We start from the raw sequence: 25,998 nt of genomic DNA on the forward strand, positions 1-25,998 counted from the left end.
GCTGGCGGGTCCGGCATAGAGTGTCGGCGTGGGAGTCGACGGGGTGCGGGTCGGCGTCGACTTCGGTACGTCGAGCACTGCCGCTGTGCTGGCCGGTCCCGGAGCGCAGCCCCGCCCGCTGTTGTTCGACGGCTCGCCACTGCTTCCGTCGGCCGTCTTCGCGGAGGCGGACGGCGGCCTGCTGACCGGCCGGGATGCGCTGCACTCGGCGCGTACCCAGCCGGAGCGGTTCGAGCCGGCACCGAAGCGCTGCGTGGACCACGGCACTGTGCTGCTCGGCGACCGGGCCGTACCGGTGGTCGAACTCGTCGCCGCCGTGCTGCGCCGGATCGCGGCCGAGGCGGACCAGGTCGCGGGAGAGCCGGTCGGCCGGGCGGTGCTGACCCATCCGGTCTCCTGGGGACCGGTACGCCGGCAGACCCTGCTCGCCGCCGCGTCGACGGTCTTCGCCGAGCCGGCCCTGGTCACCGAGCCGGTGGCGGCGGCCAGCTACTTTCTCACCGTCGCCGGCCGCCGGCTCCCAGCCGGGTCCACCGCCATGGTGTACGACCTGGGCGCCGGCACCTTCGACGCCACCGTGGTCCGGCACACGGCCGGCGGTTTCGAGGTACTGGCGACCGACGGGCTGGACGACGTCGGCGGGCTGGACATCGACGCGGCCCTGGTGACCGCCCTCGGCGAGGTCTACCGGACCCGGGACGAGTCGGCCTGGTCGCGGCTGCTCCAGCCGACCGGGGCCGCCGACCGGCGCGCCTCGCGCGGTTTCTGGGACGACGTACGGGTCGGCAAGGAACTGCTCTCCCGGGCCCCGACCGCGTTGCTGCACGTACCGATCGTCGACGAGGAGGCGCTGCTCGGCCGGGAGCAGCTCGAACGGCTCGCCGAGCCGATCCTGGAGCGTACGGTGTCGGTCGCGGTCCGGGTGCTGGCCACGGCCGGGGTGGCGCCGGCCGAGCTGGCCGGGTTGTTCCTGGTCGGCGGGGCGAGCCGGATGCCGCTGGTCGGCACGCTGCTGCACCGGCGGCTCGGCATACCGCCGGTACTGGTGGACCAGCCGGAACTGGTGGTCGCCAGCGGCAGCGTGCACGCCCCCCTACCGGCCCGGATCGAGCCTTCGGCCCGCACCGCGCCAGTGCCGCCACCGTTGCCTCTCATGCCGACGGTGCGGCAGGAGCCTGCGGCAGAGCCCGCTCCGGAACCGAAGCCGGGGCAGCCGGCGGCGGTGCCGGCGGGCGACCCCGAGCTGGCGGGGCGGCTCGCCCCCGCCGGCGAGCCCGAGCCGGCGGCGGAGGAACGGGAGGCGCCCGCCGCCGGAGCGGCACCGGACAACGTCGCGGAGCCGGCTCCACCGACACCGGTCGCCGCCTCCGCGCCGGAGCCCGTCCTCGCGATACCGCTGGTCGACGACGTGCCGCCGGCCGTCGGCGCCGCCCCGGAGGCGTCGCCCGGGCCGGAGCCACGACCGGCGTCGGGAGCCCGTCGGCGGCTCGCCCTGGTGGCCGCCGCTGTGGTCGTGTTCGTACTGCTCGGCTACGCGGTCTGGCGCGTCGTGCCGTGGGACGGGGGCGGCGGCGATCCGTCGGCCGACCCGACCCCGAGTGCCGGCCCGACCGGTTCGGCGGTACCGGAGGTATCGTCCGGGGCGGCAGCGCCAGAGCCAGAGCCACAGGTGCTGCGGGTGCCGGCCGACTTCAAGGCCAACAGTGTGGTGCTCAGCCCGGACGGCACCCGGCTCGCCGCCGTCGGTACCTACGCGATCAGGACCTACACGGTTCCGGACCTGCGGCCGGTCGGCAAGCAGGTGACGGCGGGCAAGGAGACGTACCAGGTACCCGGGGGCTCGGGTCCGGTCCACCGGGAGGACTTCGAGTGGGCGGCGTTCAGCGGGAACGGCCGGCTGCTGGCCACGTACGACTCTGGAATGTTCGGCTACGTCCAGGTCTGGGACGTGGCCAGCGGTAAGCGGCTACGCCGGCTCAGCGATTCGTGGTGGGCCTCCTGTCTCGCCTTCAGCCCCCGCGACGAGCAGTTCCTCGCCTGTGCCGGACACGACGAGTCGGTGCGGTTCTGGACCGTCTCGGGTTGGAGCCGGCGTGGCCGGGTCGACAGCGACGACCCGGCCACCATCCAGCACGTGGCGTTCAGCCCCGACGGCAAGCTGCTGGCCACCGACGGTGGCAAGGGCCGGACCCTGCTCTGGGACGCGCGCTCCTACCGGCGGCTGGCCGTGCTGACGGCCAGTACCTTCCCGAGCGGCATGGTGCCGGCGGCCGACCCGGGCATACCGGTGGCGTTCAGCCCGGACGGGAAGACCCTGGTGACCGGCGGAATCGACGGCACCGTACGGCTGTGGAACGTCGCCACCCGCAAGCAGACCGCCGTGCTCGGCACGCACGGCAGCGGCGTACTCGACGTGGCCTTTGCCAAGGATGGCACCCTGGCCAGCACGGACGCCGACGGCGTACGGCTGTGGGACGTGGCCGCCCGCCGCCAGGTCGGCGTGGTGCCGTCGAACCGGAATCTGACGAACCGGAGTGTGCAGCTCTCCTTCACCCCGGACAGCCGTACCCTCTCCGTCTGCGTCGGCGACACCATCTGGCGCTGGGACGTCGCCACCGTCCGCGCCCACGCCAACTCCGGATAGCCGAAGCTCGCCAAGATTCTTGGCGAATTCTGGTTCGAGGCGAACCAAAACTTGCCAAGATCCGACTTGCGCCGGCGGGGGTCAGAGGTCGAATTCGCCGTTGCGGGCGGCGGTGAGGAAGGTGGTCCACTCGGGGCGGGTGTAGACGATCATCGCGCCGTCGGGGTGCCGGCTGTGGCGTACGGCGACCCGGCCGGAGCCGTCGAGCAACGGCCCCGCCTCGACACAGTTGCCGCCCTGGCTGTCGCTGTACGTGCTGATGTGCCAGGCGATCTCGGGCCGGTTCTCGGTCACGTCGTCAGCTCCTCCGCCATCGCTCGGATCAGCTTGACCGACTCGTTTGCGCTGAGTGCGGCCTCCCGCAACTGATCGTACGCGAGCACGAACCGTTGGCTGCGCGGCGATTCGAGGTACATCCGGCCGGCGAAGTTCTCCAGATATGCGACTTCGGGAAAGCCGGCCGGCATCCGGAAGACGCTGAACGCGCCGTTGAATCGGGCGGCCAGGTTGACGCGCTCGGGCAGAATCCGGATCTCGATGTGCGGTCGCTGGACCAGCGCCGCCAGGTGAGCGAGTTGCGCGCGCAGCACCGCTGGTCCGCCGATGGCGCGCCGCAGCACCGCGTTGTCCACGATGGCGGCGAACCGGGTCTGCCCGCCGTCCAGCACCCGCTGGCGTCGCATCCGCAGCTCGACCCAGCGGGCGATCTTCTCCTCCGGAGCCCCGCCCTCGCTCAGCCGGATCATCGCCTCGGCGTACTCCCGGGTCTGCAACAGTCCGTGCAGGACGGAGGGGGTATACGCCCCGATCAGGGCGGCGCGGGACTCCAGCCAGGTGTAGTCGACGAAGGTGCTGTCGCAGAAGGCGTCGGCGAAGTCGACGTCCCACTGGTCCGTACGCCAGGCGTCGTCGCAGAGCTGGAGCAGTTGGGCCCGGTCGCGCCCGTCGAAGACCCGGTACACGTCCAGCAACGCATGGACGTCGGTGCGCTGGAACGGCCAGTCGGCGCGTTCGTACCGGCCCAGGGCGGAGCGGTCCTTGCCGAAGTATTTCGCGGCTTCCTCCGTGCTCAGGCCGCGCCGCTGGCGCAGCTCGCGCATCCGCTGGGCGAGCCACTGGGCACGCAGGGTCGGTTGCCGGGTCTCCCCACGGGATATGGACTCGACCTTTCACGCATCGGGTGGGTGGGAACCGTTGCTCCCGGCGACCGGCATCAGGCACGGTCGCGGGGTCGGGCCTCGGGAGGGCCGATCGAATCTGGGGTAAGAACTATCACGGGAGGTGGTTGCCCAGCTACCCCTGGTCAGGGGATCTGCGGAAAACCTGTGGCGATCGTGGCGATTGGTTCCATACCGTCACCGCGATGCGCCCGCTACCCGTACCCGATCCCGGCGTGCCGGACCAGCGCTCGGCGACCAGATTCCTGCTCTGGCTCGCCGCTCGGATCTGGCCCACCCTCGCCGGGGGCATGGTGCTGGCCGTGATCTCCTTCGTCGGCCAGGCGTTGATGCCGGCCGCGCTGGGCAGGGCGATCGACGCCGGGCTGGTCGCCCGGGACACCGACGCGCTGCTGCGCTGGGGACTGGTGCTGCTCTCCCTCGGCATCGTGCAGGCGATCGTCGGGATCATCCGGCACCGGTTCGCCAGCTTCAACTGGCTGGCCGGGGCGTACCGGACGGTGCAGCTCACCGTCGACCACGCCAACCGGCTCGGCGCGACCCTGCCCAAGCGGCTCGCCACCGGTGAGGTGGTCAGCATCGGCACCGCCGACATCAACCACATCGGCGGGGCGCTCGACATCCTCTCCCGGGGCACCGGTTCATTCTTCGCGGTGCTCACCATCACCGCGATCCTGCTCGCCACCTCGGTGCCGCTCGGCCTGGTGGTGGTGCTCGGCGTACCGCTGCTGATGGCGGTCGTCGCGGTGCTGATCCGGCCACTCCACCGGCGTCAGGAGGCGTACCGGGACCAGCAGGCGACCCTGACCACCCGGGCCAGCGACATCGTCGCCGGGCTGCGGGTGCTGCGCGGCGTGGGCGGGGAGTCGGTCTTCTCGGCGCGCTACCGGGCCGAGTCGCAGGCGCTGCGGCACGGCGGCGTACGGGTGGCCCGGGTGGAGGCGCTGCTGGAGGCCACCCAGCTCCTGATGCCCGGCATCTTCCTGGTGCTGGTGACCTGGCTCGGTGCCCGGTTCGCCCTCCGTGGCGAGATCAGCGTCGGGCAGCTCGTCTCCTTCTACGGCTACACCGTCTTCCTGATCGGTCCGCTGCGGACGCTGACCGAGCTGATCGACCGGATCACCCGGGGGCACGTCTCGGCCCAGCGGGTGGTGTCGATGCTGGACCTGCGGCCGGACGTCACCAATCCCGAGCACCCCGTCGAGCTGCCCGACGGCCCCGGCGAGCTGGTCGACGTCGAGTCCGGTGTGACGGTGCGACCCGGTCGGCTGACCGCGCTCGCCGCCACCGCGCCGGAGGACGCGGTCGCCATCGCCGACCGGCTCGGCCGGTACGTCGACAGCGAGGCGACGCTGCGCGGCGTACCCCTGCGGAAGCTGGCGCTGGCCACGGTCCGGCGCCGGATCCTGGTGGCCGACAACGAGGCGCGGCTCTTCTCCGGCCCGCTCCGGGCGGAGCTGGACCCGCACGACCGGGCCGACGAGGCGACCATCGCGGCGGCGCTGGACGCGGCCAGCGCCACCGACATCGTGGCGGCGCTGCCGGACGGGCTCGCCGGCCGGGTCGCCGAGCGGGGCCGGGAGTTTTCCGGCGGCCAGCAACAGCGGTTGCGGCTGGTCCGGGCGTTGGTCGCCGACCCGGAGATCCTCATCCTGGTCGAGCCGACCAGCGCGGTGGACGCGCACACCGAGGCGCGGATCGCCGACCGGCTCGGCCCGGCCCGGCGGGGCCGGACCACCCTGGTCTGTACCACCAGCCCGCTGGTGCTGGACCGGGCCGACCACGTGGTCTTCGTCTCCGACGGCAAGGCGGTGGCCGAGGGCGGGCACCGCGACCTGCTCGACAGCGAGCCGCGCTACGCCGCCGTCGTGACCCGGGCCGAGGAGGAGGACTGAGATGAGCGAGCGCGACGCGCTGCCGGTCGCCGACGCGGCGCAGGTGCGACGGTACGCGCGCAGCCTGCTCCGCCGGCATCCCCGGGCGCTGGCCGGCGCGCTCGCGCTGCACGCGCTGGCCGCAGTCACCGGGCTGGCCGCGCCACGGCTGCTCGGTGACCTGGTCGAGGCGATCTCCGAGGGCACCAGCACGGTGACGGTGGACCGGGTCGCGCTGGCGATCGCCGGGTTCGTGGTGGCACAGGCGGTGCTGATCCGGTTCGCCCACTTCGCCTCGGCCCGGCTCGGTGAACGGGTCCTCGCCGAGCTGCGGGAGGAGTTCATCGACCGGATCCTGGCCATCCCACTGTCTACCGTGGAGCGCGCCGGCACCGGTGACCTGCTGACCCGGAGCAGCCGGGACGTCGCCGCGCTGTCCCGGTCGGTCCGGTTCGCCGTGCCGGAGACGCTGATCGCCGTCGTGACGGCGGTCGCGGTGGTCGGCGCGGTGCTGCTGACCGACCCGCTGCTGATCCTGCCCGCCCTGGTCGCGGTGCCGATCCTGGTGCTGGCCACCCGCTGGTACCTGCGCCGGGCCACCCCCGGCTATCTCGCGGAGAACGCCGCCTATTCCGACATCACCGACGGGATCAGCGAGACGGTGGAGGGGTCGCGGACCACCGAGGCGCTCCGGCAGCAGGCCCGGCGCCGGGCCCGCACCGACGCCGACATCGGCCGGTCGTACGCGGCCGAGCGCTACACCCTCTTCCTGCGTACCGTCTATTTTCCGCTGGCCGAGACCGGCTACGTGCTGCCGGTCGTCGCGACCCTGGTCCTCGGCGGCTGGTTCTACATCGAGGGCTGGGTGACCCTCGGCCAGGTCACCGCCGCCACCCTCTACGTCCAGCAGTTGATGGACCCGATCGACCGGCTGCTCTCCTGGCTGGACGAGGTGCAGGTCGGCGGCGCGTCGCTGGCCCGGCTGCTCGGGGTGGCCCGACGCCCCGACGACGCCCCGGTCGACGAGCCGGCGGTCCGACCGGCCGACCAGCGGCTGGTCGCCCGGGACGTGCGCTACGCCTATCAGCCGGGGCGGGACGTGCTGCACGGCGTCACCCTCACCCTGGCCCCGGGGGAGCGGCTGGCGATGGTGGGCCCGTCCGGGGCCGGCAAGTCGACGCTGGGCCGGCTGCTCGCCGGGATCCACCGGCCGGGGCACGGCTCGGTCACCGTCGGCGGCGTCCCGCTCGCCGATCTGCCGCTGGCCGACCTCCGTACCGAGGTCGCGCTGGTCACCCAGGAACATCACGTCTTCCTCGGTACGCTGCGCGACAACCTCACCATGGTCCGGCCGGACGCGACCGACGACCGGGTACGCGCGGCGTTCGCCGCCGTCGACGCGCTGGACTGGGCGGAGCAGCTTCCCGCCGGGCTGGACACCGAGGTCGGTGCGGGCGGCCACCCGCTTTCCGCCGCCCAGGCCCAGCAGCTTGCGCTCGCCCGGCTGATCCTCGCCGACCCGCACACCCTGGTACTCGACGAGGCCACCTCACTGCTCGACCCCCGGGCGGCCCGGCATCTGGAGCGTTCGTTGGCCGCGGTGCTGCGCGGCCGTACGGTGATCGCGATCGCACACCGGCTGCACTCCGCACACGATGCCGACCGGGTCGCCGTGGTGGAGGACGGCCGGATCACCGAGCTGGGCCCACACGCCGATCTGGTCGCCGCCGACGGCTCGTACGCCGCGCTCTGGCGCTCCTGGCACGGCGACCGGTCCTGACCCGCGCCGGCTTCTGAGTAGTGGTGGGGCGCGGCGGCTGGCCTGAGTGACGGCTGGCCTGAGTGACGGCTGGCCTGAGTGACGGCCGGCCTGAGTGACGGCTGGCCTGAGTGACGGCCGGGCGGTGCGGCCCCGCCTCGCCAGCTATTCCGGGAACAGTGTGCTGCGCGGACTGTCGAGCTGCCTCGCTTGCGCGCCCACCGGCTGCCAGCCGAGGCCAATCATCCGCCGCCCCGTTCGTGCACCCAGCTCGACAGTCTCGCGAACGGGGTTATCGCCGGTCGGCGCTCCGGATCGGCGCTCCGGATCGGCGCTCCGGTCGGCGATCCGGCCGGCGCTCCGGCCGCGTGGTCCCGCTCCGGCAGGGCGGTATTCCGTCCCGGCGGCGCCATCTCGCCCCAAAGTTGGCGGGCATATTGCAAAGAGTTCTTTGCAATTATAGCGTTGCAAACATGTCTGGGGATGAAGTTCGGCTGAACCCGACCTCGCTGCGCGGTCTCGCCCACCCGCTGCGGGTCCGGATGCTCAACGCGCTGCGGGAGCACGGTCCCGCCACGGCAACCCTGCTCGCCGAGCGGCTAGGTCAGTCCACCGGCGCCACCAGCTACCACCTGCGACAACTCGCCCAGTACGGCTTCGTGGTCGAGGAGCCCGGGCGCGGTGCCGGCCGCGAGCGGTGGTGGCGGGCCGCGCACCGGAACACCCGGCTCGACAACGAGGTCGGCCGGGACGCTCTCCCCGACGTCGAGACCTATCTGCGATCCGTCGCCGCGCTCTACGCGGAGCGGGTCGACCGCTGGTTGAACGAGCTGCTCAGCCTGCCGGAGGAGTGGGGGCAGGCGTCCACCCTGAGCAACTGGCAGCTCCGGCTGACCCCGACCGAGGCGCGGGAGTTCTCCGACGCGCTGACCGAGCTGATCGGGCGGTACCGGCGGGACGAGCCCGGCGTGACGGCACCGGACGACGCCGAGCCGTTCGTGGTGCAGGCCCAGTTGATGCCGTTCGTCCGGCGGGGCGGCGATCGGTCGGCGGAGGGCGATCGGCCGGGGGAGGCGGGCTGATGGGCCGGGATCGCCGACCACTGGTCGGGCTGCTGGTCGCCGAGGGAGTCTCCCTGGTCGGCAGCCGGATGAGCATGGTGGCGCTGCCCTGGTTCACCCTCGTGGTCACCGGCAGCGCCGCCCGGACCGGCGTGGTCGCGTTCGCCGAGATGCTTCCGTACGTGCTGGCCTGCGCCCTCGGCGGGCCGCTGATCGACCGGGTGGGTGCCCGCCGGACCAGCATCGTCGCCGACCTGGGCAGCGCGGCGGCGGTGGCCACCGTCCCGCTGCTGCACCTGGCCGGTCTGCTCCGGTTCGGCACACTCATCGGCCTGGTCGCGGTGGCCGGGCTGCTGCGCGGGCTGGGCGACACCGCCAAACGGGTGGTCTTCCCGGAGACCGTGGCGGCGGCGGGCACCCCGATGACCCGGGCCACCAGCATGCACGACGGGCTCAGCCGGCTCGCCACGCTGCTCGGCGCGCCGCTGGCCGGGCTGCTCATCGCCGTGCTCGACGCCCCGCTGGTGCTGCTCCTGGACGCGGGCACCTTCCTGGTCGGGGCGCTTCTGGTAGCCCTCGCCGTGCCGAAACGACTCCGCACAGTGGAACCCGCGCCAGCCGGGGACGGCGCCACGCCGGACCGGGAGCCTTATCTGGTCGCGCTCCGGGCCGGTCTGCGCTATCTGCGCCACGACCGACTCGTGCACGGCATCCTGCTGATGCTGCTGGTCACCAACCTGGCTGACGCGGCGTACACGGCGGTGCTCACCCCGGTCTGGGCCAGCGAGGTGGTCCGGTCGTCGACGGCGCTCGGCCTGCTCGCGGCGAGCTTCGCGCTGGGGGCGGTGCTGGGCAACGTCGTCTTCACCGTCGTGGCGCACCGGGTGCCGCGGTTCACCGTCTTCGCGGTCGGCTTCCTGCTCGCCGGGGCACCCCGGTTCGTCGCGCTCGCGCTGCTGGACCGGCTCTGGGTGATCTATCTGGTCTCGTTCGTCGCCGGAATCTCGGTCGCGGCGATCAACCCGATCCTGGGCGCGGTCAGCTTCGAACGAATTCCCGAGCGGCTCCGGGCCCGGGTGCTCGGGCTGACGCACGCGGCGGCCTGGGCCGGCATCCCGCTCGGCGGGCTGCTCGGCGGGCTGGCCGTACAGGAGTTGCGGCTGCCGGTCGCCTGTCTGGTGTTCGCGGGCGCGTACCTGCTGGTGACGCTGCTGCCGTTCGTGATGCCGGTCTGGCGCGAACTCGACCGGCCGCCGACACCGCCGGCCGGGACGCGTGCCGAGCCGCCTGCCGAGCCGCCGGCCGGGACGCCTGCCGAGCCGGCGACAGCGCTGGCCGGGCCGGAGGTTACCGGCGCACCGCGCCGATGATCCGACCGATCCGCTCCGGCGAGGTCTCCGAGCGCTGGTACTCGGGGCGGCTCAACACCCCACCCATCCGCGGTACCGGGTTGCGGTGGATCGCCGGCCCGTCCGAGCTGACCCGTGCGGTGAAGTGGTATTCGTCCGCGCCGGTGGCGGCGACGATCCGGGCGATGTTCCGCTCGTTGACCCCGCCGCCGGCCATCACCGCGATCCGGCCGGTGGCCTTGCCGACCAGGTCGGCGATGAGCGGAGCGCCGGCCAGCGCGGTCTCCTCCTGACCGGAGGTGAGCACCCGGGGGATGCCCAGCTCGATCAGTTGCTCCAGCGCCTCGAACGGGTCCCGGACCATGTCGAACGCCCGGTGGAAGGTGACGCTCGCGCCGTCGGCCGCCGCGAGCAGCCGTCGCATGGTGGGTACGTCGACGTCGCCCTCCGGGGTCAGCGCACCGATCACGACCCCGTGCGCGCCCACCGTCACCGCGGCCTGCACGTCGCGGACCATCGCGTCGACCTCGTACGGGGAGTAGATGAAGTCCCCGCCCCGGGGGCGTACCAGCACGTGCACCCGGATCCGCTCCGCGTGCCGCAGGGCCAGTTCGATGGTGCCGATGCTGGGGGTCAACCCGCCCTCGAACAACCCCGCGCAGAGTTCCACCCGGTCGGCGCCGGCGCGCTCCGCCGCCAGCGTCCCCTCGACGCTGTCGACGCAGATCTCGAACGTGCTCATGCCAGCCTTCTCCAATGACCGAACCAAGTTGACAGACCCGAACCAGCCGGGGCTATCCAAGGGTGCATCATCGATCACCGCGACCGCATGTGGGAAAGAACGCCTTCGGTGGGCCGGCCGGCGATACGAAACGTCACGTCGTGCCGCTTACCGGACAAAGCGCCAGCACTGGCCGAGGTGGCGGCGTCGATCAGCGGGTGCCGGCCATGAAGACCACCAGCAGGAGCAGGGTGGCGGCGGCGACGGCGAAGACGATCAGCAACTCCCGCCGGGTACCGGTGCTGCCGCCCCCGGCCGGCTCGGTGCCGGCCGGCACCGCCGGCAGGTCCCGGGTGACGGTGGCCAGCTCCCCGAGGGTACGCGCGGTGTAGACCGCGCCGATCCGCTCGGAGAACTCGTCCAGGCTCAACCGGCCCTGCTCGGTGTGCCGTTGCAGGTCGGCGACCACCCGTTGCCGGTCGGAGTCGGAGGCCCGCAGTTGCCCGTCCACGTCGGACAGCGTACGCCCCGGTGCCCGGTCAGGCCGCGTCGAGCGGGTCGGCGAGCAGGTGCTCGAAGGCCAGCTCGGCGGCGCCGACCAGCGCGGCGTCCTCGCCCAACTGCGGGGTACGCAGTCGCACCTGCTCGCGCGGGGTGGGCAGGGCCAGCGAGTTGAGCCGGCTGCGCACCCGGGCCGCCGCCGCGAGGTAGACGTCCCGGAGGGTGCCGCCGAAGATGACCACTCCGGGGTTGAAGATGTTGACCAGGTTCGCCACGCCGAACCCGAGCCAGTCGCCGATCTGCCGGACCGCCGCCTGCGCGTTCGCGTCACCCCGGGCGGCCGCGTCGACCACCCGCAGGGCGGCCTCCCGGCCCACGGCGTCGTCCCGGCCGGCCGCCTGGAGCAGGGCGTACTCGCCGATCTCGGTCTCCCAGCAGCCGTACGAGCCGCAGCCGCACGGGCTTCCGCCGGGGTTCACCACCATGTGGCCGACCTCCCCGGCGTAGCCGCCCTGCCCGGTCAGCCGCCGGCCGCCGACGATGATCCCGGCGTCGATGCCGACGTCCCGGTGCAGGTAGATGACGTCGTCGTAACCGCTGGCCGCGCCCCGGGCGTGCTCGGCGACCGCGCTCGCGTCGGCGGCGTTGCTGACCAGCACCGGGCGCTCCTGTGGCAGCAGTTCACCGAGCGCCTCGGCCAGCGGCTTGTCCAGCTCGCCGCCGCCCGCCCAGCCGGTGCTCTCCGGCCGGACGTGCACCGCGCCGTCCGGACGGCGCAACCGGCCGCAGACCGCCACGCCGCTGCCGACGTAGACCGAGCCCGCCGGTACCGCCTGGTGCATCTCCTTCACGAAGCCGGCCAGCAGCGGCAGGCTCTCCACCGCCGACAGCCCCGGGGGCCGCTCGGCCTGCCGGCGGTCCAGCACCACTCCGCCGAGCCCGATCCGGGCGGCCCGCAGCCGGTCCACCTCGATGCTGTACGCGTACGCGAAGACCCGCCCGGACTCGGGCCGGACGACCAGTGACGGCCGTCCGGCCCGCCCGGTCTCCCGGGGCGCCCGTTCGCTGACCAGGCCGGCGGCGGCCAGTTCGGCGGTGAGCGCGCCGATGGTGCTCCGGTTCAGCCCGAGCGAGGTGGTCAGTTCCGCCCGGGAGGTGGCTCCGTGGATGTGGACGTACCGCAGCAGCGCGCCGAGATTCTGCCGGCGAATCTCCTCCTGGCTCGGCCCTGCGCGCATCGTGCCCCTATCGATTACCGGTCGCGGCGGCCCGGCGTCGGGAGAGTGCGTCCACACTGGCCGCCAGCAGCAGCACCAGCCCGGTCACCACGAAGGTGAAGCCGGAACTGCGGCCGAGCAGCCCCATCCCGTTGTCGATGACCGCGATCACCGCGCCGCCGAGCACGGCGTCCACGATCCGGCCCTTGCCGCCGAAGAGGCTGGTGCCGCCGATCACCGCCGCGCCGACCGCGTAGAGCAGGACCTTACTGCCCCCGGTGTTGGCGTCGACCGAGGTGGCCCGGCTGGCCGCCACGATCCCGCCGATCGCCGCCATCGTGGAGCAGATCACGAAGACCGAGATCCGGATCCGGTCCACGTCGATGCCGGCCCGCCGCGCCGCCTCCCGGTTGCCGCCGACCGCGTAGACGTGCCGGCCGTACGCGGTGCGTTGCAGTACGAAGGTGAGCACGACCAGCAGGATCACGATGATCGGCACCACGATCGGTACGCCCTTGAGCGAGACGAGCACGTTGCGGCTGCGTTCCAGGTTCAGCAGGTACACCGCGGTGCCGGCGATCGCCGCGAGCGAGCCGATCCGGATCAGCACCACGGCGAGCGGCGCGGTGACCAGCCCGAGCGCGCTGCGGTTGCGGTGCCGCAGCAGTTGTACGACCGCGTAACCGGCGACGCCGAGCAGGGCCAGCGCCCAGCCGAGCCACGGCGGCATGTTCCGGTTGGCGATCGCCACCAGCACCTCGTCCCGGACCGAGACGTTGGTGCCACCCTTGATCAGCAGCAGCACGATGCCCTGGAAGGCGAGGAACGCGGCCAGGGTGACCACGAAGGACGGAATGCCGACCTTGGCCACCAGGAAGCCGATGACCAGCCCGATCACCACTCCGGTGACGAGTGCGGCGGCGACCGCGACGTACCAGGGATAGCCCTGCAGGGTGACCAACTGGGCGAGTACCGCGGCGCAGACCCCACTGGCGAAGCCGGCGGAGAGGTCGATCTCGCCGAGCAGCAGGACGAAGACCAGCCCCATCGCGATCAGCATCACCGCCGCGCCCTGGGTGAACAGGTTGGCGAAGTTCCCCTCGGTCATGAAGTTGGGGCGCAGCGTGGCGAAGACGGCGCAGAGCACGATCAGGCCGAGTACCGCCGGCAGCGCGCCCATGTCGCCGCCGCGTACCCGGGCCAGATAGTCCCGGACGTGGCTGCCGACCGTGGGTGCCGGCGCGGCCGGCACCTCGACCGGCGGCACCACGGTGGTGGGAGGGGCGGCGCTCATCTGTCGACTCCTGCGCTCGTGGTCTCGGTGCTGGGTGGGGTGTCGTGTTTGCCGTTGCCGTTCTCGCCGGTCAGCCCGAGGCCGCCGCTGCGCCCGGCGGTGATCAGCTCGACCACCTGGGCGTGCGTGACGTCGCTGGTCCGCAGCTGCGCCACCATCTGGCCGAGGTAGAGCATGGCGATCTGGTCGGAGACGGCGAAGACGTCGTTCATGTTGTGCGAGATGAGCACCACGGCGAGTCCGTTGTCGGCCAGCCGGCGGACCAGCTCGAGCACCTGGGCGGTCTGCGCCACACCGAGCGCGGCGGTCGGCTCGTCGAGGATGACGAGTCGGCTGTTCCAGAGCACGGCCTTGGCGATCGCCACGGTCTGCCGCTGCCCGCCGGAGAGGCTGGAGACGTGCTGCCGCAGCGACTTCACGGTCCGGACGGAGAGCCCGGCCAGGGTCTCGGCGGCCATCTGTTCCATGGTCGGCTCGTCCAGGACGAGGCCGCTGCGCTTCTCCCGGCCGAGGAACATGTTCTGCACGATGTCGAGGTTGTCGCAGAGCGCGAGATCCTGGTAGACGACCTCGATGCCGAGGGTGGCGGCGTCCCGGGGGTTGTGGATGTGCACCGGTCGGCCCTCGAACAGGATCTCGCCGCCGTCGGCCGAGTAGATGCCGGCGACGCACTTGACGAGGGTGGACTTGCCGGCACCGTTGTCGCCGACGAGCGCGGTCACCTCGCCGGGATTGACCGAGAGGTTGACGTCGCGGAGGACCTGGACGGGACCGAAACTCTTGTCGATCCCGCGAAGTTCCAGCAGGGGTGTCGCGGACACGGGTTGGTCTCCTTTACGCGGGTGTCCGGTGGCGGGTACCGATCGCGGGGTGTCCGATCACGGGTCCGGTCCAGTCTCTCTGGTGGCGAGCACGCCGCCCGGTACGGATGGTTCCGTACCGGGCGGCGTCTCGGCGGGGCCTGTCGAGCCCGATGCCGTGCTCCGGGTCAGCTAATGCCGGCCTCGGTGCAGGCTGCGGCGAAGGCACCGGTGCAGAGCTCTTCCTTGCTGACGTAGCCGTCGGTGACGACGTCCTTCACGTTCTCCTTGTAGATGGCCTTCGGCTCCAGCAGCACCGCCGGCACGTCCCGGTTGCCCTCCGGGTCCTTCACGGTGGTGGGCGCGGCCTTCTTCTCGCCCTTGGCCAGCGCGATCGCCAGCTCCGCAGCCGCGTCGGCCTCCTTCTTGACCGCCTTGTAGACGGTCATGCACTGGTCACCGGCGAGGATGTTCTGCAGGCCCTGCACGCTGGCGTCCTGGCCGGTCACCGGGACCTTGCCGTTGAGCTTGTTCCGCTTCAGCACGGAGATGACCGCGTTGCCCAGCCCGTCGTTCGCGGCCAGTACGCCGTCGATCTTGCCGTTCTGCTGGGTCATCATCTGCTCGAAGATGGTGCCGGCCTGGGCGTTGTCCCAGGCGGGCACCCACTGGTCCGGGCCCTTGACGTACTCGCCGGAGTCGTACTTGGGCTTGAGCACGCCGTCGTAGCCGTTCTTGAACAGCGTGGCGTTGTTGTCGGTCTCCGAGCCGTTCAGTTCGGCGATGACCGGCTTCTGGGCGCCCTTGTCGGTCAGGCACTTGACCAGACCCTCGCCCTGGAGCTTGCCGACGCCCTCGTTGTCGAAGCTGACGTAGTACTCGGCCGAGCCGCCCAGGGTCAGCCGGTCGTAGTCGATGGTGAGCACGCCCTGGCTCTTGGCCTTGTCCAGCACCGCCTTGCCGGTGCCGGAGTCCAGGTTGACGATCATCAGGACGTTGACGCCCTCGGTCATCATCTGGTCGGCGAGGGTCTGGAACTGTGCCTTGTCGCCCTGGGCGTTCTGGATGGTGTGCTTGACGCCGGCGGCCTTGAACGCCGCCTCCAGGTACTTGCGGTCTGCGGTCTCCCAGCGGACCGAGGAGGCGCTGTCCGGGAGGATGACGCCGATCATCGGCTCGGCGGTGCTGCCACCTTCGCCGCCGGAATCGTCGCCGCAGGCGGCGAGACCGCCCGTGGCCAGCAGGCCCACGGCAGCGATGGTGAGGATCCCTCTGCGCATTGCACGGGTCCTTTCGGGGTGGGTGTGGTGTCTCGGGTCGGAGCGGTGGTACGCCCGAGCGGGTCGCCGTGCTGCCCGGTGGCCTCCCCCCGTTGGGCTGCCTCGCCAGCGGCTCCGCCGGGTCGCTCCGGCAGAGTTCTTGGTGGGCTGTGGCGACCGCCCGCCTCACTTTTGTTGTGTCCGGCAACGTATTGCGCGAGAGCTCTTCGGGGCAAGGTCGTCGAGGTCACGAGTTTGTTGTTGCGGATAACAATTCGGCAACGTGACGGACATCCCGGCATTGGCCAGCGGCGATACGCCGGAAATGATCGTTCGCGGTGGCTGGCTCGCCGGACACCCGGCGCGGCCCGGCCGGGATCAGGGCGCGGCGACCGGTGCGGTGGTGGCGGAGGTGAGCCGGATCAGGTCGGCCGGGGCGAGTTCGAGTTCCAGCCCGCGGCGGCCCGCTGAGACGTAGATGGTGGGGAAGCGCTCGGCCGAGGCGTCGATCACGGTACGCAGCGCCTTGCGCTGACCCAGCGGACTGATCCCGCCCCGGACGTAGCCGGTGGTCCGCTCGGCCAGCGCCCGGTCGGCCAGCGACGCCCGCTTGCCGCCGACCGCCGTCGCCAGCGTCTTGAGGTCGAGTTCCCCGGTGACCGGTACCACTGCCACGGTCAGCATCCCGTCGACGCTGGCGACCAGCGACTTGAAGACCCGCTCCGGCGGTACGCCCAGCGCCGCCGCCACCTCGGCGCCGTAGTTCGGGGTGTCCGGCGCGACGTCGTACGGGTGCAGGGTGTGCGGGACCCGCTGCCGTGCCAGCAGCGCGGTCGCCGGGGTGCCCCTGCCTGCCATGATCCGCACCCTACCCGGTCGAGGCGTCCGGTTCCGGGGCCGGCACCGGACGGCAGAGCAGCACCGTGGGGGCGTCGGCGATCCGGGTCAGCACCAGGCTGATCGGCTTGCTGCCGGCCAGCCGCAGGTCGCGGCGGAGCCGCTCCGGCTCCAGCGCGGAACCCCGCTTCAGGATCTCCGCCCGCCCGACGTCGAGGTCCCGCAGCCGGGCGCGCAGCCGCTTCAGCGAGAACGGCAGCGACTCGACCACCTCCAGGCACCGGGCGTACGGGGTGGGGCGGGCGGCGTCGGCGTAGACGTACGCGATCTCGGGGTCGGCGAGCGTGCCGCCGACCGTACCGGCGAACTCGGCGACCAGGTGCGCGCGGACCACCGCCGGGTCGGGGTCGTAGAGGTAGCGCCGGACCGGGCCGACCGGGGCCCGCCGGCTGCCGTCGCCGGTCAGTTCGTGCAGCGCCGTCGTCCCGGCCAGCAGGGTGGCCCGGCGGGGCGCGGCGGCGAGCGGGCCGGACCAGACGGTCGCCTCGACCAGGTCGCCGTCGACGCTGACCCACTCGCCCTCGGCATCCGCCGGCAGCAGCCGGTGGTCGATCCCGGGTGCGACCTTGAAGACCGTCCGGGGGACCCGGCCGGCCAGGCCGAGCAGGAAGTCCCAGGGTGGGGAGTAGGCGGCCGGGTCGAAGATCCGCCGGCCGGTACCGGCCGTCCGCCGCGCCGGATCGCAGAACACCGCGTCGACCGGCTCGTCGACGGCGGTGAGGTCGAACCGGGTCGCGTCGCCGACGGTCACGGTGAACCGGTCGGCCACCCCGGCCGCCCCGGCGTTCGCGGCGGCCATCGCCGCGGTGACCGGATCGGCCTCCACGCCGTACACCCGGATGCCGGCCCGGGCGGCGGCGAGCGCGTCGGCGCCGAGGCCGCAGCCGAGATCGACCAGGGTGCGTACCCCGGCGGCGCGCAGCCGGGCGGCCCGGCGCGCCGCGACCCCGGCCCGGGTTGCCTGTTCCAGCCCGGCCCGGGTGAAGAACATCCCGGCCGCCTCCGGGCCGAACTTGGCGGTCGCCCGGCGCCGCAGCTCGGCCTGGGTCAGCGCGGCGGCGGCCAGCCCGGCCGGTACCCCGGCCGAGCGCAGCGCGGCCGCCGCGGCCAGCGGGTCGCCGCCGGCCAGCTCGGCGGCCCTGGCCAGCGCGGTTTCCCCCGCCGGGGTACGCAGCGCGGCGAACTGCTCGGGATCCACCGGAGCATTGTGCCGGCCAGGGTCACCGAAGGGTGTGTCGGGTTGGCACTCTCCTTGACGGAGTGCTAGCCGTCGGCATAACCTGCGGTTAGCACTCTCAAACCGAGGGTGCCAGCTTTCGGGCCGTTGTCCGGGAGCTGAACGCCAGGCGGACCGGCACCCGCGACGACGGACCCGCCCGGTGGCATGTGGCAGATTGACGCTGGTCGGCTCGCCGGCCGGTACAGAAACCAAGTACCCCAGGAGGGTATGCCCGTGACTACCGCGACCAAGGTTGCGATCAAGCCGCTCGAGGACCGGATCCTGGTCCAGGCGAACGAGGCTGAGACGACCACGGCGTCGGGCATCGTGATTCCCGACACCGCCAAGGAGAAGCCGCAGGAGGGCACCGTCCTCGCTGTCGGCCCCGGCCGTTTCGACGACGACGGCAACCGGATCCCGGTTGACGTGAAGGTCGGCGACACGGTCATCTACTCGAAGTACGGCGGCACCGAGGTCAAGTACGCCGGCGAGGAGTACCTGGTGCTCTCCGCCCGCGACGTCCTCGCCGTCATCGAGAAGTGATCTGACTGATCCACTGACGCTGCCCCGGACCGGCCCCGCCGGGCCGGGGCAGCGCTGCGTGAAGGGACCCTGTTAACACAATGGCGAAGATTCTGAGCTTCTCGGATGACGCCCGGCACCTGCTGGAGCACGGTGTCAACACGCTCGCGGACACGGTCAAGGTCACTCTCGGCCCGCGTGGGCGCAACGTCGTCCTGGACAAGAAGTTCGGTGCTCCGACGATCACCAACGACGGCGTGACCATCGCCAAGGAGATCGAGCTCACCAACCCGTACGAGAACCTCGGCGCGCAGCTGGTCAAGGAGGTGGCGACCAAGACCAACGACGTCGCCGGCGACGGGACCACCACCGCCACCGTGCTGGCCCAGGCGATGGTCCGGGAGGGCCTGCGCAACGTCGCGGCCGGTGCCGGCCCGGCCGGGCTGAAGCGCGGTATCGACCTGGCGGCCGAGAAGATCTCCTCGGCGCTGCTGGAGAAGGCCGTCGAGGTGGGCAGCCGGGAGTCGATCGCGCACGTGGCGACCATCTCGGCCCAGGACGCCACCATCGGCGACCTGATCGCCGAGGCGATGGAGAAGGTCGGCCGGGACGGTGTGATCACCGTCGAGGAGGGCTCGACCCTGGCCACCGAGCTGGAGGTCACCGAGGGCCTCCAGTTCGACAAGGGCTTCATCTCGCCGAACTTCGTCACCGACACCGAGGCGCAGGAGGCGGTGCTCGACGAGCCGTACATCCTGATCACCACCCAGAAGATCTCCTCGATCGAGGAGCTGCTGCCGCTGCTGGAGAAGGTCCTCCAGACCGCGAAGCCGCTGCTGATCATCGCCGAGGACGTGGAGGGGCAGGCGCTCTCCACCCTGGTGGTCAACGCGATCCGCAAGACCGTCAAGGTCTGCGCGGTGAAGGCGCCCGGCTTCGGCGACCGGCGCAAGGCGATGCTCCAGGACATGGCGATCCTGACCGGTGGCGAGGTGGTCGCCCCCGAGCTGGGCTACAAGCTCGACTCGGTCGGCCTGGAGGTGCTCGGCACCGCCCGCCGGGTCGTGGTCGACAAGGACAACACCACCGTGATCGACGGCCGGGGCCGGGACAACGACGTCACCGAGCGGATCACCCAGATCCGCAAGGAGATCGAGGCGTCCGACTCCGACTGGGACCGCGAGAAGCTCCAGGAGCGGCTGGCGAAGCTCTCCGGCGGCATCGCGGTGATCAAGGCCGGTGCGGCGACCGAGGTCGAGATGAAGGAGCGCAAGCACCGCATCGAGGACGCCATCGCCGCGACCAAGGCCGCGGTCGAGGAGGGCACCGTACCGGGCGGCGGTGCCGCGCTGGTGCAGATCGTCTCGGCGCTCGACGGCGACCTGGGCCTTACCGGTGACGAGAAGGTGGGCGTCTCGATCGTCCGCAAGGCGCTGGTCGAGCCGCTGCGGTGGATCGCCCAGAACGCCGGCCACGACGGCTACGTGGTGGTGCAGAAGGTCGCCGAGCAGGGCTGGGGCAACGGCCTCGACGCCGCCACCGGCGAGTACAAGGACCTGGCCAAGGCCGGCATCATCGACCCGGTGAAGGTGACCCGCAACGCGGTCACCAACGCGGCGTCGATCGCCGGGCTGCTGCTGACCACCGAGAGCCTGGTCGTGGAGAAGCCGGAGAAGGCCGAGCCGGCCGCCGCCGGTGGGCACGGCCACGGTCACGGGCACGGCCACCAGCACGGTCCGGGCTTCTGACCGGTCCGGGCCCGGATCGCGTTGATCCGTACCCCCGGTCGCGACACCGAGATCCGCGTGAGCGGTCCGGCGTGGGAGTCTCCACGTCCGGCGCCCCGCTCACGCGGATCTTCGTTTCTGCGCCAGAGGCGCGCCGGGACGCCGAGACGGCGGCGGTCACCCTGCACAGCGGGCTCGCCGGCACCGGGATTACGAACCCCTGACGTGCCTTTCCCGCTCGGGTCCCGGCCGGCAACACTGGTCGGATGAGGGTGATCCCGGATCTGGGCGGTAACGGACCGGCACCGACCGTCCCGGGCCGGCACGGCGGCCTGCCGCGCCGGTTCGGTGCGCTGGCCGGGTTGGCCGCCGCGGCCGTCGCGGTCGGGGTGGCCGAGGCGGTGGCGGTGCTCACCGGGGCGCGCTCCGCGCCGCTGGTCGCGGTCGGCGGCGTGGTGGTGGACCTGGCGCCCGCACCGCTCAAGCGGTTCGCCGTCGACGTCTTCTACGTGTACGACAAGATCGCACTCCTGGTCGGCACCGCCGTACTGCTGGCCGGGTTCGCCGCACTGGTCGGGCTGGTCGCGGTCCGCTCGCTGCCCCTCGGGTACGCCGGGATCGCCCTCTTCGGCGCGGTCGGCGTACTGGCGGCGCTGACCCGCCCCGGGGCCGGTCCGGTCGCGGTGCTGCCCTCGCTGGTCGGCGCCGTACTCGCGGCCGGCGTGCTCCGGCTCTTCGTCGCCGGCCCGCTCGGCCGAGCCCTGGCCACGCCGATCGAGGCGACCGGGCCGGTGCCGGCCGGCGTGCCGCCCTCCGCTGCCGCGTACCCGGACGCGTACGCCCGGCGGCGGTTCCTGACCGGGGTCGGGGTGGCGGTCGGCGCGGCGGCGGTCGGCGGCTTCGGCGGGCGCTGGCTGTCGACCCGGCGAGGTGTCTCGGCCGCCCGCGCGGCGATCGAGCTGCCGCTCCCGGCCAGCCCGGCGGCGCCGGTGCCGCCGAACGCCGAGCTGGCGGTGCCGGGGCTGTCCTCGTACGTCACGCCGAACCGGGACTTCTACCGGATCGACACCGCACTGGTGGTGCCACGGGTGGACCCGGAGGGATGGCAGTTGCGGATTCACGGCCGGGTGCGCAATCCGATCACGCTGAGCTATGCCGACCTGCTCGCCCGGCCGATGATCGAACGGCACATCACCCTCGCCTGCGTCTCCAACGAGGTCGGCGGCGACCTGATCGGCAACGCCCGCTGGCTCGGCGTACCGCTCGGGCCGCTGCTCGCCGAGGCGGGGCCGCTGCCCGGGGCGGACCAGGTGGTGGCCCGCTCCACCGACGGCTGGACCTGCGGCAGCCCGACCGAGGTGCTCACCGACGGCCGGGACGCGATGCTGGCCGTCGGGATGAACGGCGAACCGCTGCCGATCGAGCACGGCTTCCCGGTCCGGGTGGTGGTACCCGGCCTGTACGGCTACGTCTCGGCCTGCAAGTGGCTGGTGGAGCTGGAGCTGACCAGTTTCGCCGACTTCGACGCGTACTGGGTGCCCCGGGGCTGGTCGGCGCGGGGACCGATCAAGACCCAGTCGCGGATCGACACCCCACGGGCGGGCCGGACGGTGCCGGCCGGTCCGGTCACCGTCGCCGGGGTGGCCTGGGCGCAGCACGTCGGGATCCGGCAGGTGGAGGTACGGGTCGACGACGGCGACTGGCAGCCGGCGACCCTGGCCGGATCGGTCTCGACCGACACCTGGACGCAGTGGTCCTGGCGATGGCTCGCCACCCCTGGTGAGCACGTCCTCCAGGTGCGCGCGACCGACGCCGACGGGGCGACGCAGACCGGCCAGTCGCGACCGGTCGAGCCGGACGGCGCCACCGGCTGGCACACCGTCAGGGTCACCGTGACCTGAGTACCCCGGTGCGCCGATCACCGGACCGGACCCTGACCGGGCCGGTCGTGCGGGGGGTCAGGCCGACCGCTGGGCCGGCACCGTCGACCGGAAGGGCCGGCCGAGCCGGGCCTCCAGCCGGGTGACGTCGACCCGGTTCTGCCGACGGTCGGCGAGATCCTCCCAGCCGACGGCGAGCAGCCGCAGCCGTTCGGACTCGCTGAAGCCACCCCACACCCCGTACGGCTCGCGTACGGCGAGCGCGTGGGCGGCGCACTCGGCACGGACCGGGCAGGCCATGCAGACCGCCTTGGCGTTGGCCTCCCGGCGGTTGCGGGACGAGCCCCGCTCGCCTTCCGGGTGGAAGAACTGGGCGCTGTCCCGGCCCCGGCAGGCGCCAAGCCGCTGCCACTCCCACAGATCGACGATGGGTCCAGGCAGCCTGCGTACGTTCGACATCAGCACCCTCCTTCCGCGCGGCACCGCGACGACCTGCTCCGGGTCGGGATCCGGGCGGCGGGCCGCGCAGGCGCACCGATCCGACCACGGGTCCCGGTACCCCGGGCGGGGACGGCTCACACGTACTTGATCGCGAACTTCTGGCCCCGAACCAGATCCGCGGGACGAATCGTCCAAAAAGTTTGTGGTTCATCCGGGGAAACTCATCATGATCACTCACCGGCGTGGTCTCCTCGTTGCGGAGAGGAGAGCATCGTGCGCACCGTTCTTGTCTGCGTCCGGACCCCGCTCGCGGCCCAGAACGTCGCGGCGGCGGCAGCCCGGCTCGGGTTGGCCGCCGCGGTCCGTACCGCGGTGTCCGACCCCGAGGCCATGCTCCGGCTCGCCGAGCGGCCGGCGGACGTGGTGCTCGCGGACACCGCGCTCACCCGTCCGGACAGCGTCGGCTTCACCCGGCGGGTACTGGCCCGGTCGCCCGGGGCGGCGATCCTGCTGCTCGGCGCCGAGGACCCGGGTGTCGCCGCGGCGACCATCGCGGCCGGCGCCCGTGGGCTGATCCAGGGCAGCGACCACGACCTGGTGAGCGTGGTGGCAAAGGCGATCCTGCTGCTCGGCGGCCGGCCCGGTCGGGGCGGTGCCGCGCTGGCCGGCGGCGCGCTGGCCGGCGGCGGTCAGGCGGGTGGCCCGGTCGGTGCCGGCCGGACAGGTGGCCCCGGCGACGCGGGTGGCCAGCCGGCGGCGGGCCAGCGGCTCGGCAGCGTGGTGCGCGCGCCGACCGGACCCGGCCGGGAGGGTCCGGGCGGGGACGCACCGGGCGCCGGTCGTCCGCCGGGGGACGAGTCGGCGGTACGCCGGCGGGACGACCCGGAATCGCACGCCGGCGCCGGCGAGACGACCGGAGAACAGCCGACCGGGCCGGCGGTGGTACCGGCGCAGCGTGGGGACGACCCGAACGCGCCGACCGACCCGGCCACGCCGGCCGGTGCCGCGCCGGGGCATCCGGCGTACCCGTCGGAGAAGGCCGGCCCGGACGGGCCCGGCGGGGTCGGGCCGGGCCAGGAGCCGCGCGGTGCCGACGCCCCGGGCGGAGCCGGACGCTCGGCTCCGGTCCGCCGGCCGGTGCTGACCGAGCGCGAGATGCAGGTGCTGGTCGGGATGGCGGACGGGAAGAGCAACGCGGAGATCGGCCGGGAACTCTTCGTCTCCGAGGACACCGTCAAGACCCACGCCCGGCGGTTGTTCCGCAAGCTGGGGGCCCGGGACCGGGCGCACGCCGTGGCGGCCGGGTTCCGGGCCGGCCTGGTGGCCTGACACCCGTCGGCGGGCGGTGGCCCGACGACCTCGGTGACCGGATCGTCCCCCGCTCAGCGGGGGGCCTCGGCCTCGCCCTCGTTCTCGTCGGCGGTCTCGGTCAGGGTGTCGTGCACCCCGTCGGCGTAGCCGCGGGCGTATTCCCAGGTGACGTAGTGGTCCGGGTCGGGGTCGTAGGCCGGCTCGTGCACCCGGGGCCGGCCGGAGTTGAGCAGGTGCCGCAGGTTGCCCCGGAGCAGGTCCCAGTCGAAGTAGTGCGGTTCCCGGCAGTCCTCACACTCGATCACGAGGCCGCGTACCCCGACCGGACCCAGCAGCGCCTGGTAGATCTCCAGGTCGGCCAGGTCCTCCAGCACGTCCTGTCGCTCGACCTCGCTGAGCGGGTCGAGTTCGGTCTCCTCACCCGGGTCGTCAAGGCCGGCGGAGGGATCGGCGGGGTCACCGTTGAACGGGTCGATCGGCTCCTCGTGCACCCCTCCACCGTAGTCCCAACACCGCCCGGCGTGGTCACCCGTTGTGGCCTGTACCGCCGCCGTACCCGCGCCCGCGACGCCCGCCCCGCCGGATGGGTACGATGAACCATCGCGCCGTACCCGGGGCGAGCCCCGACACCGCCCTGCCGCCGGGCAGCCTGTCCGACCAGCTCAGCGCCGACCGACCCGCGTCGGCGAGGATCGCAGCCGCGTCGGCGGTGATCGTCATCGACCGTCAACCAGAGCACCCGTCAACCACAGCAGCAGGGGACACATCGTGGAGAACCGACCCACCAACGACCTTCCGCTGGCCACCGACGCCGACCAGCTCGCCGGGCACCTGCCCGAACTGCCGGCCGGTTCGGCCCGGGTGGTGCCGCTCGGGTTGACCTTCGACGACGTGCTGCTGCAACCCGGCGAGTCCGAGATCATCCCGAGCCGGGTGAACACCATCACCCGGCTCAGCCGCAACGTCGAGCTCGCCATCCCGCTGGTCTCCAGCCCGATGGACACGGTGACCGAGGCCCGGATGGCGATCGCGATGGCCCGGCAGGGCGGCATCGGGGTGCTGCACCGCAACCTCTCGATCGAGGACCAGGCGCTCCAGGTCGACCTGGTGAAGCGCTCCGAGGCCGGCATGGTCACCAACCCGGTCACCTGCGGGCCGGACGACACCCTGCGGGACGTCGACGCGCTCTGCGGGCGCTACCGGATCTCCGGCGTACCGGTGACCGACGCCCAGGGCACCCTGCTGGGCATCGTGACCAACCGCGACATGCGGTTCGTCACCGACGGGGGCACCCCGGTCCGCCAGATCATGACCCCGATGCCGCTGGTCACCGCGCAGGTCGGGGTCACCAAGGAGGAGGCGCTCGACCTGCTGCGCCGGCACAAGGTCGAGAAGCTGCCGATCGTCGACCCGGATGGGCGGCTGCGCGGCCTGATCACCGTCAAGGACTTCGCCAAGAGCGAGCAGTACCCGCTCGCCACCAAGGACGACGCCGGCCGGCTGCGGGTCGCCGCCGCGGTGGGCGTCGGCGAGGACGCCTACAAGCGGGCCCGGGCACTGGTCGAGGCCGGGGTGGACGTGCTGATCGTGGACACCGCGCACGGGCACCAGCGCGCCGTGCTCGACATGGTCGGCCGGCTCAAGAAGGACACCGCCGTCGACGTGATCGGCGGCAACGTGGCGACCTACGCGGGGGCCAGGGCGCTGGTCGAGGCGGGTGCCGACGCCGTCAAGGTCGGGGTCGGCCCGGGCGCCATCTGCACCACCCGGATCGTCGCCGGGGTCGGCGTACCGCAGATCACCGCGATCATGGAAGCGGCCCGGGCCGCCCGCCCGGCCGGGGTACCGGTGATCGCCGACGGGGGCATCCAATACTCCGGCGACATCGCCAAGGCGCTGGTGGCCGGTGGCGACACGGTGATGCTCGGCAGCCTGCTGGCCGGCTCCGAGGAGAGCCCGGGCGAGCTGATGTTCATCAACGGCAAGCAGTTCAAGGCGTACCGGGGGATGGGGTCGCTGGGCGCGATGCAGTCGCGTGGGCAGGCCCGGTCGTACTCCAAGGACCGCTACTTCCAGGACGACGTGGCCAGCGAGGAGAAGCTGGTGCCGGAGGGCGTCGAGGGCCAGGTGCCCTACCGTGGCCCGCTGGCCCGGGTCGCCCACCAACTCGTCGGCGGACTGCGGCTGGCGATGGGCTACGTCGGCGCCGAGACCATCCCCGAGCTGCACCGCCGGGGGCAGCTCATCCGGATCACCGCCGCCGGGTTGAAGGAGAGCCACCCGCACGACATCCAGATGACGGTCGAGGCACCGAACTACCACACCCGCTGACGGTCACCGCCTC

22 protein-coding genes are annotated in these 25,998 nt (G+C 72.6%); 10 read left to right on the forward strand and 12 right to left on the reverse strand.

Annotation, left to right across the window (positions count from 1 at the left end; genetic code table 11):
• The first annotated feature begins 28 nt into the window (after positions 1-28).
• Positions 29-2,644 carry an Hsp70 family protein gene (locus ACQEVC_RS14350; protein ID WP_432877151.1) on the forward strand — a complete coding sequence of 872 codons (2,616 nt, stop codon included), beginning with the start codon at positions 29-31 and terminating at the stop codon, positions 2,642-2,644.
• Between the two features lie 81 nt (positions 2,645-2,725).
• Here the strand turns inward: ACQEVC_RS14350 and ACQEVC_RS14355 are convergent, their stop codons facing one another.
• Positions 2,726-2,938 (reverse strand): DUF397 domain-containing protein, encoded by a 213-nt coding sequence (locus ACQEVC_RS14355; RefSeq protein ID WP_432877154.1) that lies wholly within the window; start codon positions 2,936-2,938, stop codon positions 2,726-2,728.
• Positions 2,935-3,801, reverse strand: a complete 867-nt coding sequence (locus ACQEVC_RS14360; protein WP_432891385.1) for a helix-turn-helix domain-containing protein — start codon at positions 3,799-3,801, stop codon at positions 2,935-2,937. The genes ACQEVC_RS14355 and ACQEVC_RS14360 overlap by 4 nt, the downstream gene beginning before the upstream one ends.
• Positions 3,802-4,007: 206 nt before the next feature.
• Between ACQEVC_RS14360 and ACQEVC_RS14365 the strand changes: the two genes are divergently transcribed.
• The 4 genes from ACQEVC_RS14365 (at position 4,008) to ACQEVC_RS14380 (ending at position 9,886) form a co-directional block, all read left to right on the forward strand.
• A complete protein-coding gene (locus ACQEVC_RS14365) occupies positions 4,008-5,717 on the forward strand; it encodes an ABC transporter ATP-binding protein (protein WP_432877157.1) in 1,710 nt (569 codons plus the stop codon).
• 1 nt (position 5,718) lies between these two features.
• The gene (locus tag ACQEVC_RS14370; protein ID WP_432877160.1) at positions 5,719-7,476 is read left to right on the forward strand and encodes an ABC transporter ATP-binding protein; all 1,758 of its coding nucleotides are present in this window, start codon (positions 5,719-5,721) and stop codon (positions 7,474-7,476) included.
• Positions 7,477-7,928: 452 nt separating this feature from the next.
• Positions 7,929-8,537 carry a helix-turn-helix domain-containing protein gene (locus ACQEVC_RS14375; RefSeq protein WP_432877164.1) on the forward strand — a complete coding sequence of 203 codons (609 nt, stop codon included), beginning with the start codon at positions 7,929-7,931 and terminating at the stop codon, positions 8,535-8,537.
• Positions 8,537-9,886, forward strand: coding sequence for an MFS transporter (locus tag ACQEVC_RS14380; RefSeq protein ID WP_432877167.1), 1,350 nt, complete (start codon positions 8,537-8,539; stop codon positions 9,884-9,886). The genes ACQEVC_RS14375 and ACQEVC_RS14380 overlap by 1 nt, the downstream gene beginning before the upstream one ends.
• On the opposite strand, the gene ACQEVC_RS14385 is transcribed toward ACQEVC_RS14380, so the two are convergent.
• The 8 genes from ACQEVC_RS14385 to ACQEVC_RS14420 all read right to left on the reverse strand — a co-directional run bounded on the left by ACQEVC_RS14385 (position 9,864) and on the right by ACQEVC_RS14420 (position 17,752).
• Positions 9,864-10,607: a copper homeostasis protein CutC gene (locus ACQEVC_RS14385; RefSeq protein WP_432877169.1), complete on the reverse strand. Its 744-nt coding sequence runs from the start codon at positions 10,605-10,607 to the stop codon at positions 9,864-9,866. The two genes, ACQEVC_RS14380 and ACQEVC_RS14385, sit on opposite strands and share 23 nt — an antisense overlap.
• Positions 10,608-10,797: 190 nt before the next feature.
• Positions 10,798-11,097 (reverse strand): DUF1707 SHOCT-like domain-containing protein, encoded by a 300-nt coding sequence (locus tag ACQEVC_RS14390; protein WP_432877172.1) that lies wholly within the window; start codon positions 11,095-11,097, stop codon positions 10,798-10,800.
• 28 nt (positions 11,098-11,125) lie between these two features.
• Positions 11,126-12,325, reverse strand: coding sequence for an ROK family transcriptional regulator (locus ACQEVC_RS14395; RefSeq protein WP_432877175.1), 1,200 nt, complete (start codon positions 12,323-12,325; stop codon positions 11,126-11,128).
• 7 nt (positions 12,326-12,332) lie between these two features.
• Positions 12,333-13,598, reverse strand: coding sequence for a sugar ABC transporter permease (locus ACQEVC_RS14400; protein ID WP_432877179.1), 1,266 nt, complete (start codon positions 13,596-13,598; stop codon positions 12,333-12,335).
• Positions 13,595-14,419, reverse strand: coding sequence for an ATP-binding cassette domain-containing protein (locus ACQEVC_RS14405; protein ID WP_432877182.1), 825 nt, complete (start codon positions 14,417-14,419; stop codon positions 13,595-13,597). Before ACQEVC_RS14405 ends, ACQEVC_RS14400 begins: the two co-directional genes overlap by 4 nt.
• 167 nt (positions 14,420-14,586) lie before the next feature.
• Positions 14,587-15,678, reverse strand: a complete 1,092-nt coding sequence (locus tag ACQEVC_RS14410) for a sugar ABC transporter substrate-binding protein (RefSeq protein WP_432877185.1) — start codon at positions 15,676-15,678, stop codon at positions 14,587-14,589.
• Positions 15,679-16,035: 357 nt separating this feature from the next.
• On the reverse strand, positions 16,036-16,515 hold the full coding sequence (ybaK, locus tag ACQEVC_RS14415) for a Cys-tRNA(Pro) deacylase (protein WP_432877188.1): 480 nt from the start codon (positions 16,513-16,515) through the stop codon (positions 16,036-16,038).
• 10 nt (positions 16,516-16,525) lie between these two features.
• Complete coding sequence (locus tag ACQEVC_RS14420; RefSeq protein ID WP_432877192.1) at positions 16,526-17,752, reverse strand: THUMP-like domain-containing protein; 1,227 nt, start codon at positions 17,750-17,752, stop codon at positions 16,526-16,528.
• 249 nt (positions 17,753-18,001) lie between these two features.
• Between ACQEVC_RS14420 and groES the strand changes: the two genes are divergently transcribed.
• The 3 genes from groES to ACQEVC_RS14435 all read left to right on the forward strand — a co-directional run bounded on the left by groES (position 18,002) and on the right by ACQEVC_RS14435 (position 21,923).
• Positions 18,002-18,316: a co-chaperone GroES gene (groES, locus tag ACQEVC_RS14425; protein WP_199187625.1), complete on the forward strand. Its 315-nt coding sequence runs from the start codon at positions 18,002-18,004 to the stop codon at positions 18,314-18,316.
• Positions 18,317-18,396: 80 nt separating this feature from the next.
• Positions 18,397-20,043, forward strand: coding sequence for a chaperonin GroEL (gene groL, locus ACQEVC_RS14430; protein WP_432877194.1), 1,647 nt, complete (start codon positions 18,397-18,399; stop codon positions 20,041-20,043).
• Between the two features lie 245 nt (positions 20,044-20,288).
• On the forward strand, positions 20,289-21,923 hold the full coding sequence (locus ACQEVC_RS14435) for a molybdopterin-dependent oxidoreductase (RefSeq protein ID WP_432877197.1): 1,635 nt from the start codon (positions 20,289-20,291) through the stop codon (positions 21,921-21,923).
• A 57-nt stretch (positions 21,924-21,980) separates the two neighbouring features.
• Here the strand turns inward: ACQEVC_RS14435 and ACQEVC_RS14440 are convergent, their stop codons facing one another.
• A complete protein-coding gene (locus ACQEVC_RS14440; protein WP_432877200.1) occupies positions 21,981-22,361 on the reverse strand; it encodes a WhiB family transcriptional regulator in 381 nt (126 codons plus the stop codon).
• A 255-nt stretch (positions 22,362-22,616) separates the two neighbouring features.
• Between ACQEVC_RS14440 and ACQEVC_RS14445 the strand changes: the two genes are divergently transcribed.
• Positions 22,617-23,672, forward strand: a complete 1,056-nt coding sequence (locus ACQEVC_RS14445; RefSeq protein ID WP_432877203.1) for a LuxR C-terminal-related transcriptional regulator — start codon at positions 22,617-22,619, stop codon at positions 23,670-23,672.
• Positions 23,673-23,725: 53 nt separating this feature from the next.
• Here ACQEVC_RS14445 and ACQEVC_RS14450 read toward each other — a convergent pair whose 3' ends face one another.
• Complete coding sequence (locus ACQEVC_RS14450; RefSeq protein WP_346258234.1) at positions 23,726-24,145, reverse strand: DUF5319 domain-containing protein; 420 nt, start codon at positions 24,143-24,145, stop codon at positions 23,726-23,728.
• A gap of 277 nt (positions 24,146-24,422) precedes the next feature.
• On the opposite strand from ACQEVC_RS14450, the gene guaB reads away from it, so the two are divergent.
• The gene (guaB, locus tag ACQEVC_RS14455; protein ID WP_432877207.1) at positions 24,423-25,985 is read left to right on the forward strand and encodes an IMP dehydrogenase; all 1,563 of its coding nucleotides are present in this window, start codon (positions 24,423-24,425) and stop codon (positions 25,983-25,985) included.
• The last annotated feature ends 13 nt before the right edge of the window (positions 25,986-25,998 follow it).

The organism is Plantactinospora sp. CA-294935 (assembly GCF_050936445.1).
Taxonomy (GTDB): Bacteria; Actinomycetota; Actinomycetes; order Mycobacteriales; family Micromonosporaceae; genus Plantactinospora.

Bases quoted from the DNA above. Each gene is read 5' to 3' on its own strand.
- ACQEVC_RS14370 (WP_432877160.1), top strand. From the start codon at position 5,719: ATGAGCGAGCGCGACGCGCTGCCGGTCGCCGACGCGGCGCAGGTGCGA.
- groL (WP_432877194.1), top strand. From the start codon at position 18,397: ATGGCGAAGATTCTGAGCTTCTCGGATGACGCCCGGCACCTGCTGGAG.
- ACQEVC_RS14375 (WP_432877164.1), top strand. From the start codon at position 7,929: ATGTCTGGGGATGAAGTTCGGCTGAACCCGACCTCGCTGCGCGGTCTC.
- ACQEVC_RS14440 (WP_432877200.1), bottom strand. From the start codon at position 22,361: ATGTCGAACGTACGCAGGCTGCCTGGACCCATCGTCGATCTGTGGGAG.
- ACQEVC_RS14410 (WP_432877185.1), bottom strand. From the start codon at position 15,678: ATGCGCAGAGGGATCCTCACCATCGCTGCCGTGGGCCTGCTGGCCACG.
- ACQEVC_RS14435 (WP_432877197.1), top strand. From the start codon at position 20,289: ATGAGGGTGATCCCGGATCTGGGCGGTAACGGACCGGCACCGACCGTC.
- ACQEVC_RS14400 (WP_432877179.1), bottom strand. From the start codon at position 13,598: ATGAGCGCCGCCCCTCCCACCACCGTGGTGCCGCCGGTCGAGGTGCCG.
- ybaK (WP_432877188.1), bottom strand. From the start codon at position 16,515: ATGGCAGGCAGGGGCACCCCGGCGACCGCGCTGCTGGCACGGCAGCGG.
- ACQEVC_RS14385 (WP_432877169.1), bottom strand. From the start codon at position 10,607: ATGAGCACGTTCGAGATCTGCGTCGACAGCGTCGAGGGGACGCTGGCG.
- ACQEVC_RS14380 (WP_432877167.1), top strand. From the start codon at position 8,537: ATGGGCCGGGATCGCCGACCACTGGTCGGGCTGCTGGTCGCCGAGGGA.
- ACQEVC_RS14395 (WP_432877175.1), bottom strand. From the start codon at position 12,325: ATGCGCGCAGGGCCGAGCCAGGAGGAGATTCGCCGGCAGAATCTCGGC.
- ACQEVC_RS14365 (WP_432877157.1), top strand. From the start codon at position 4,008: ATGCGCCCGCTACCCGTACCCGATCCCGGCGTGCCGGACCAGCGCTCG.
- groES (WP_199187625.1), top strand. From the start codon at position 18,002: ATGCCCGTGACTACCGCGACCAAGGTTGCGATCAAGCCGCTCGAGGAC.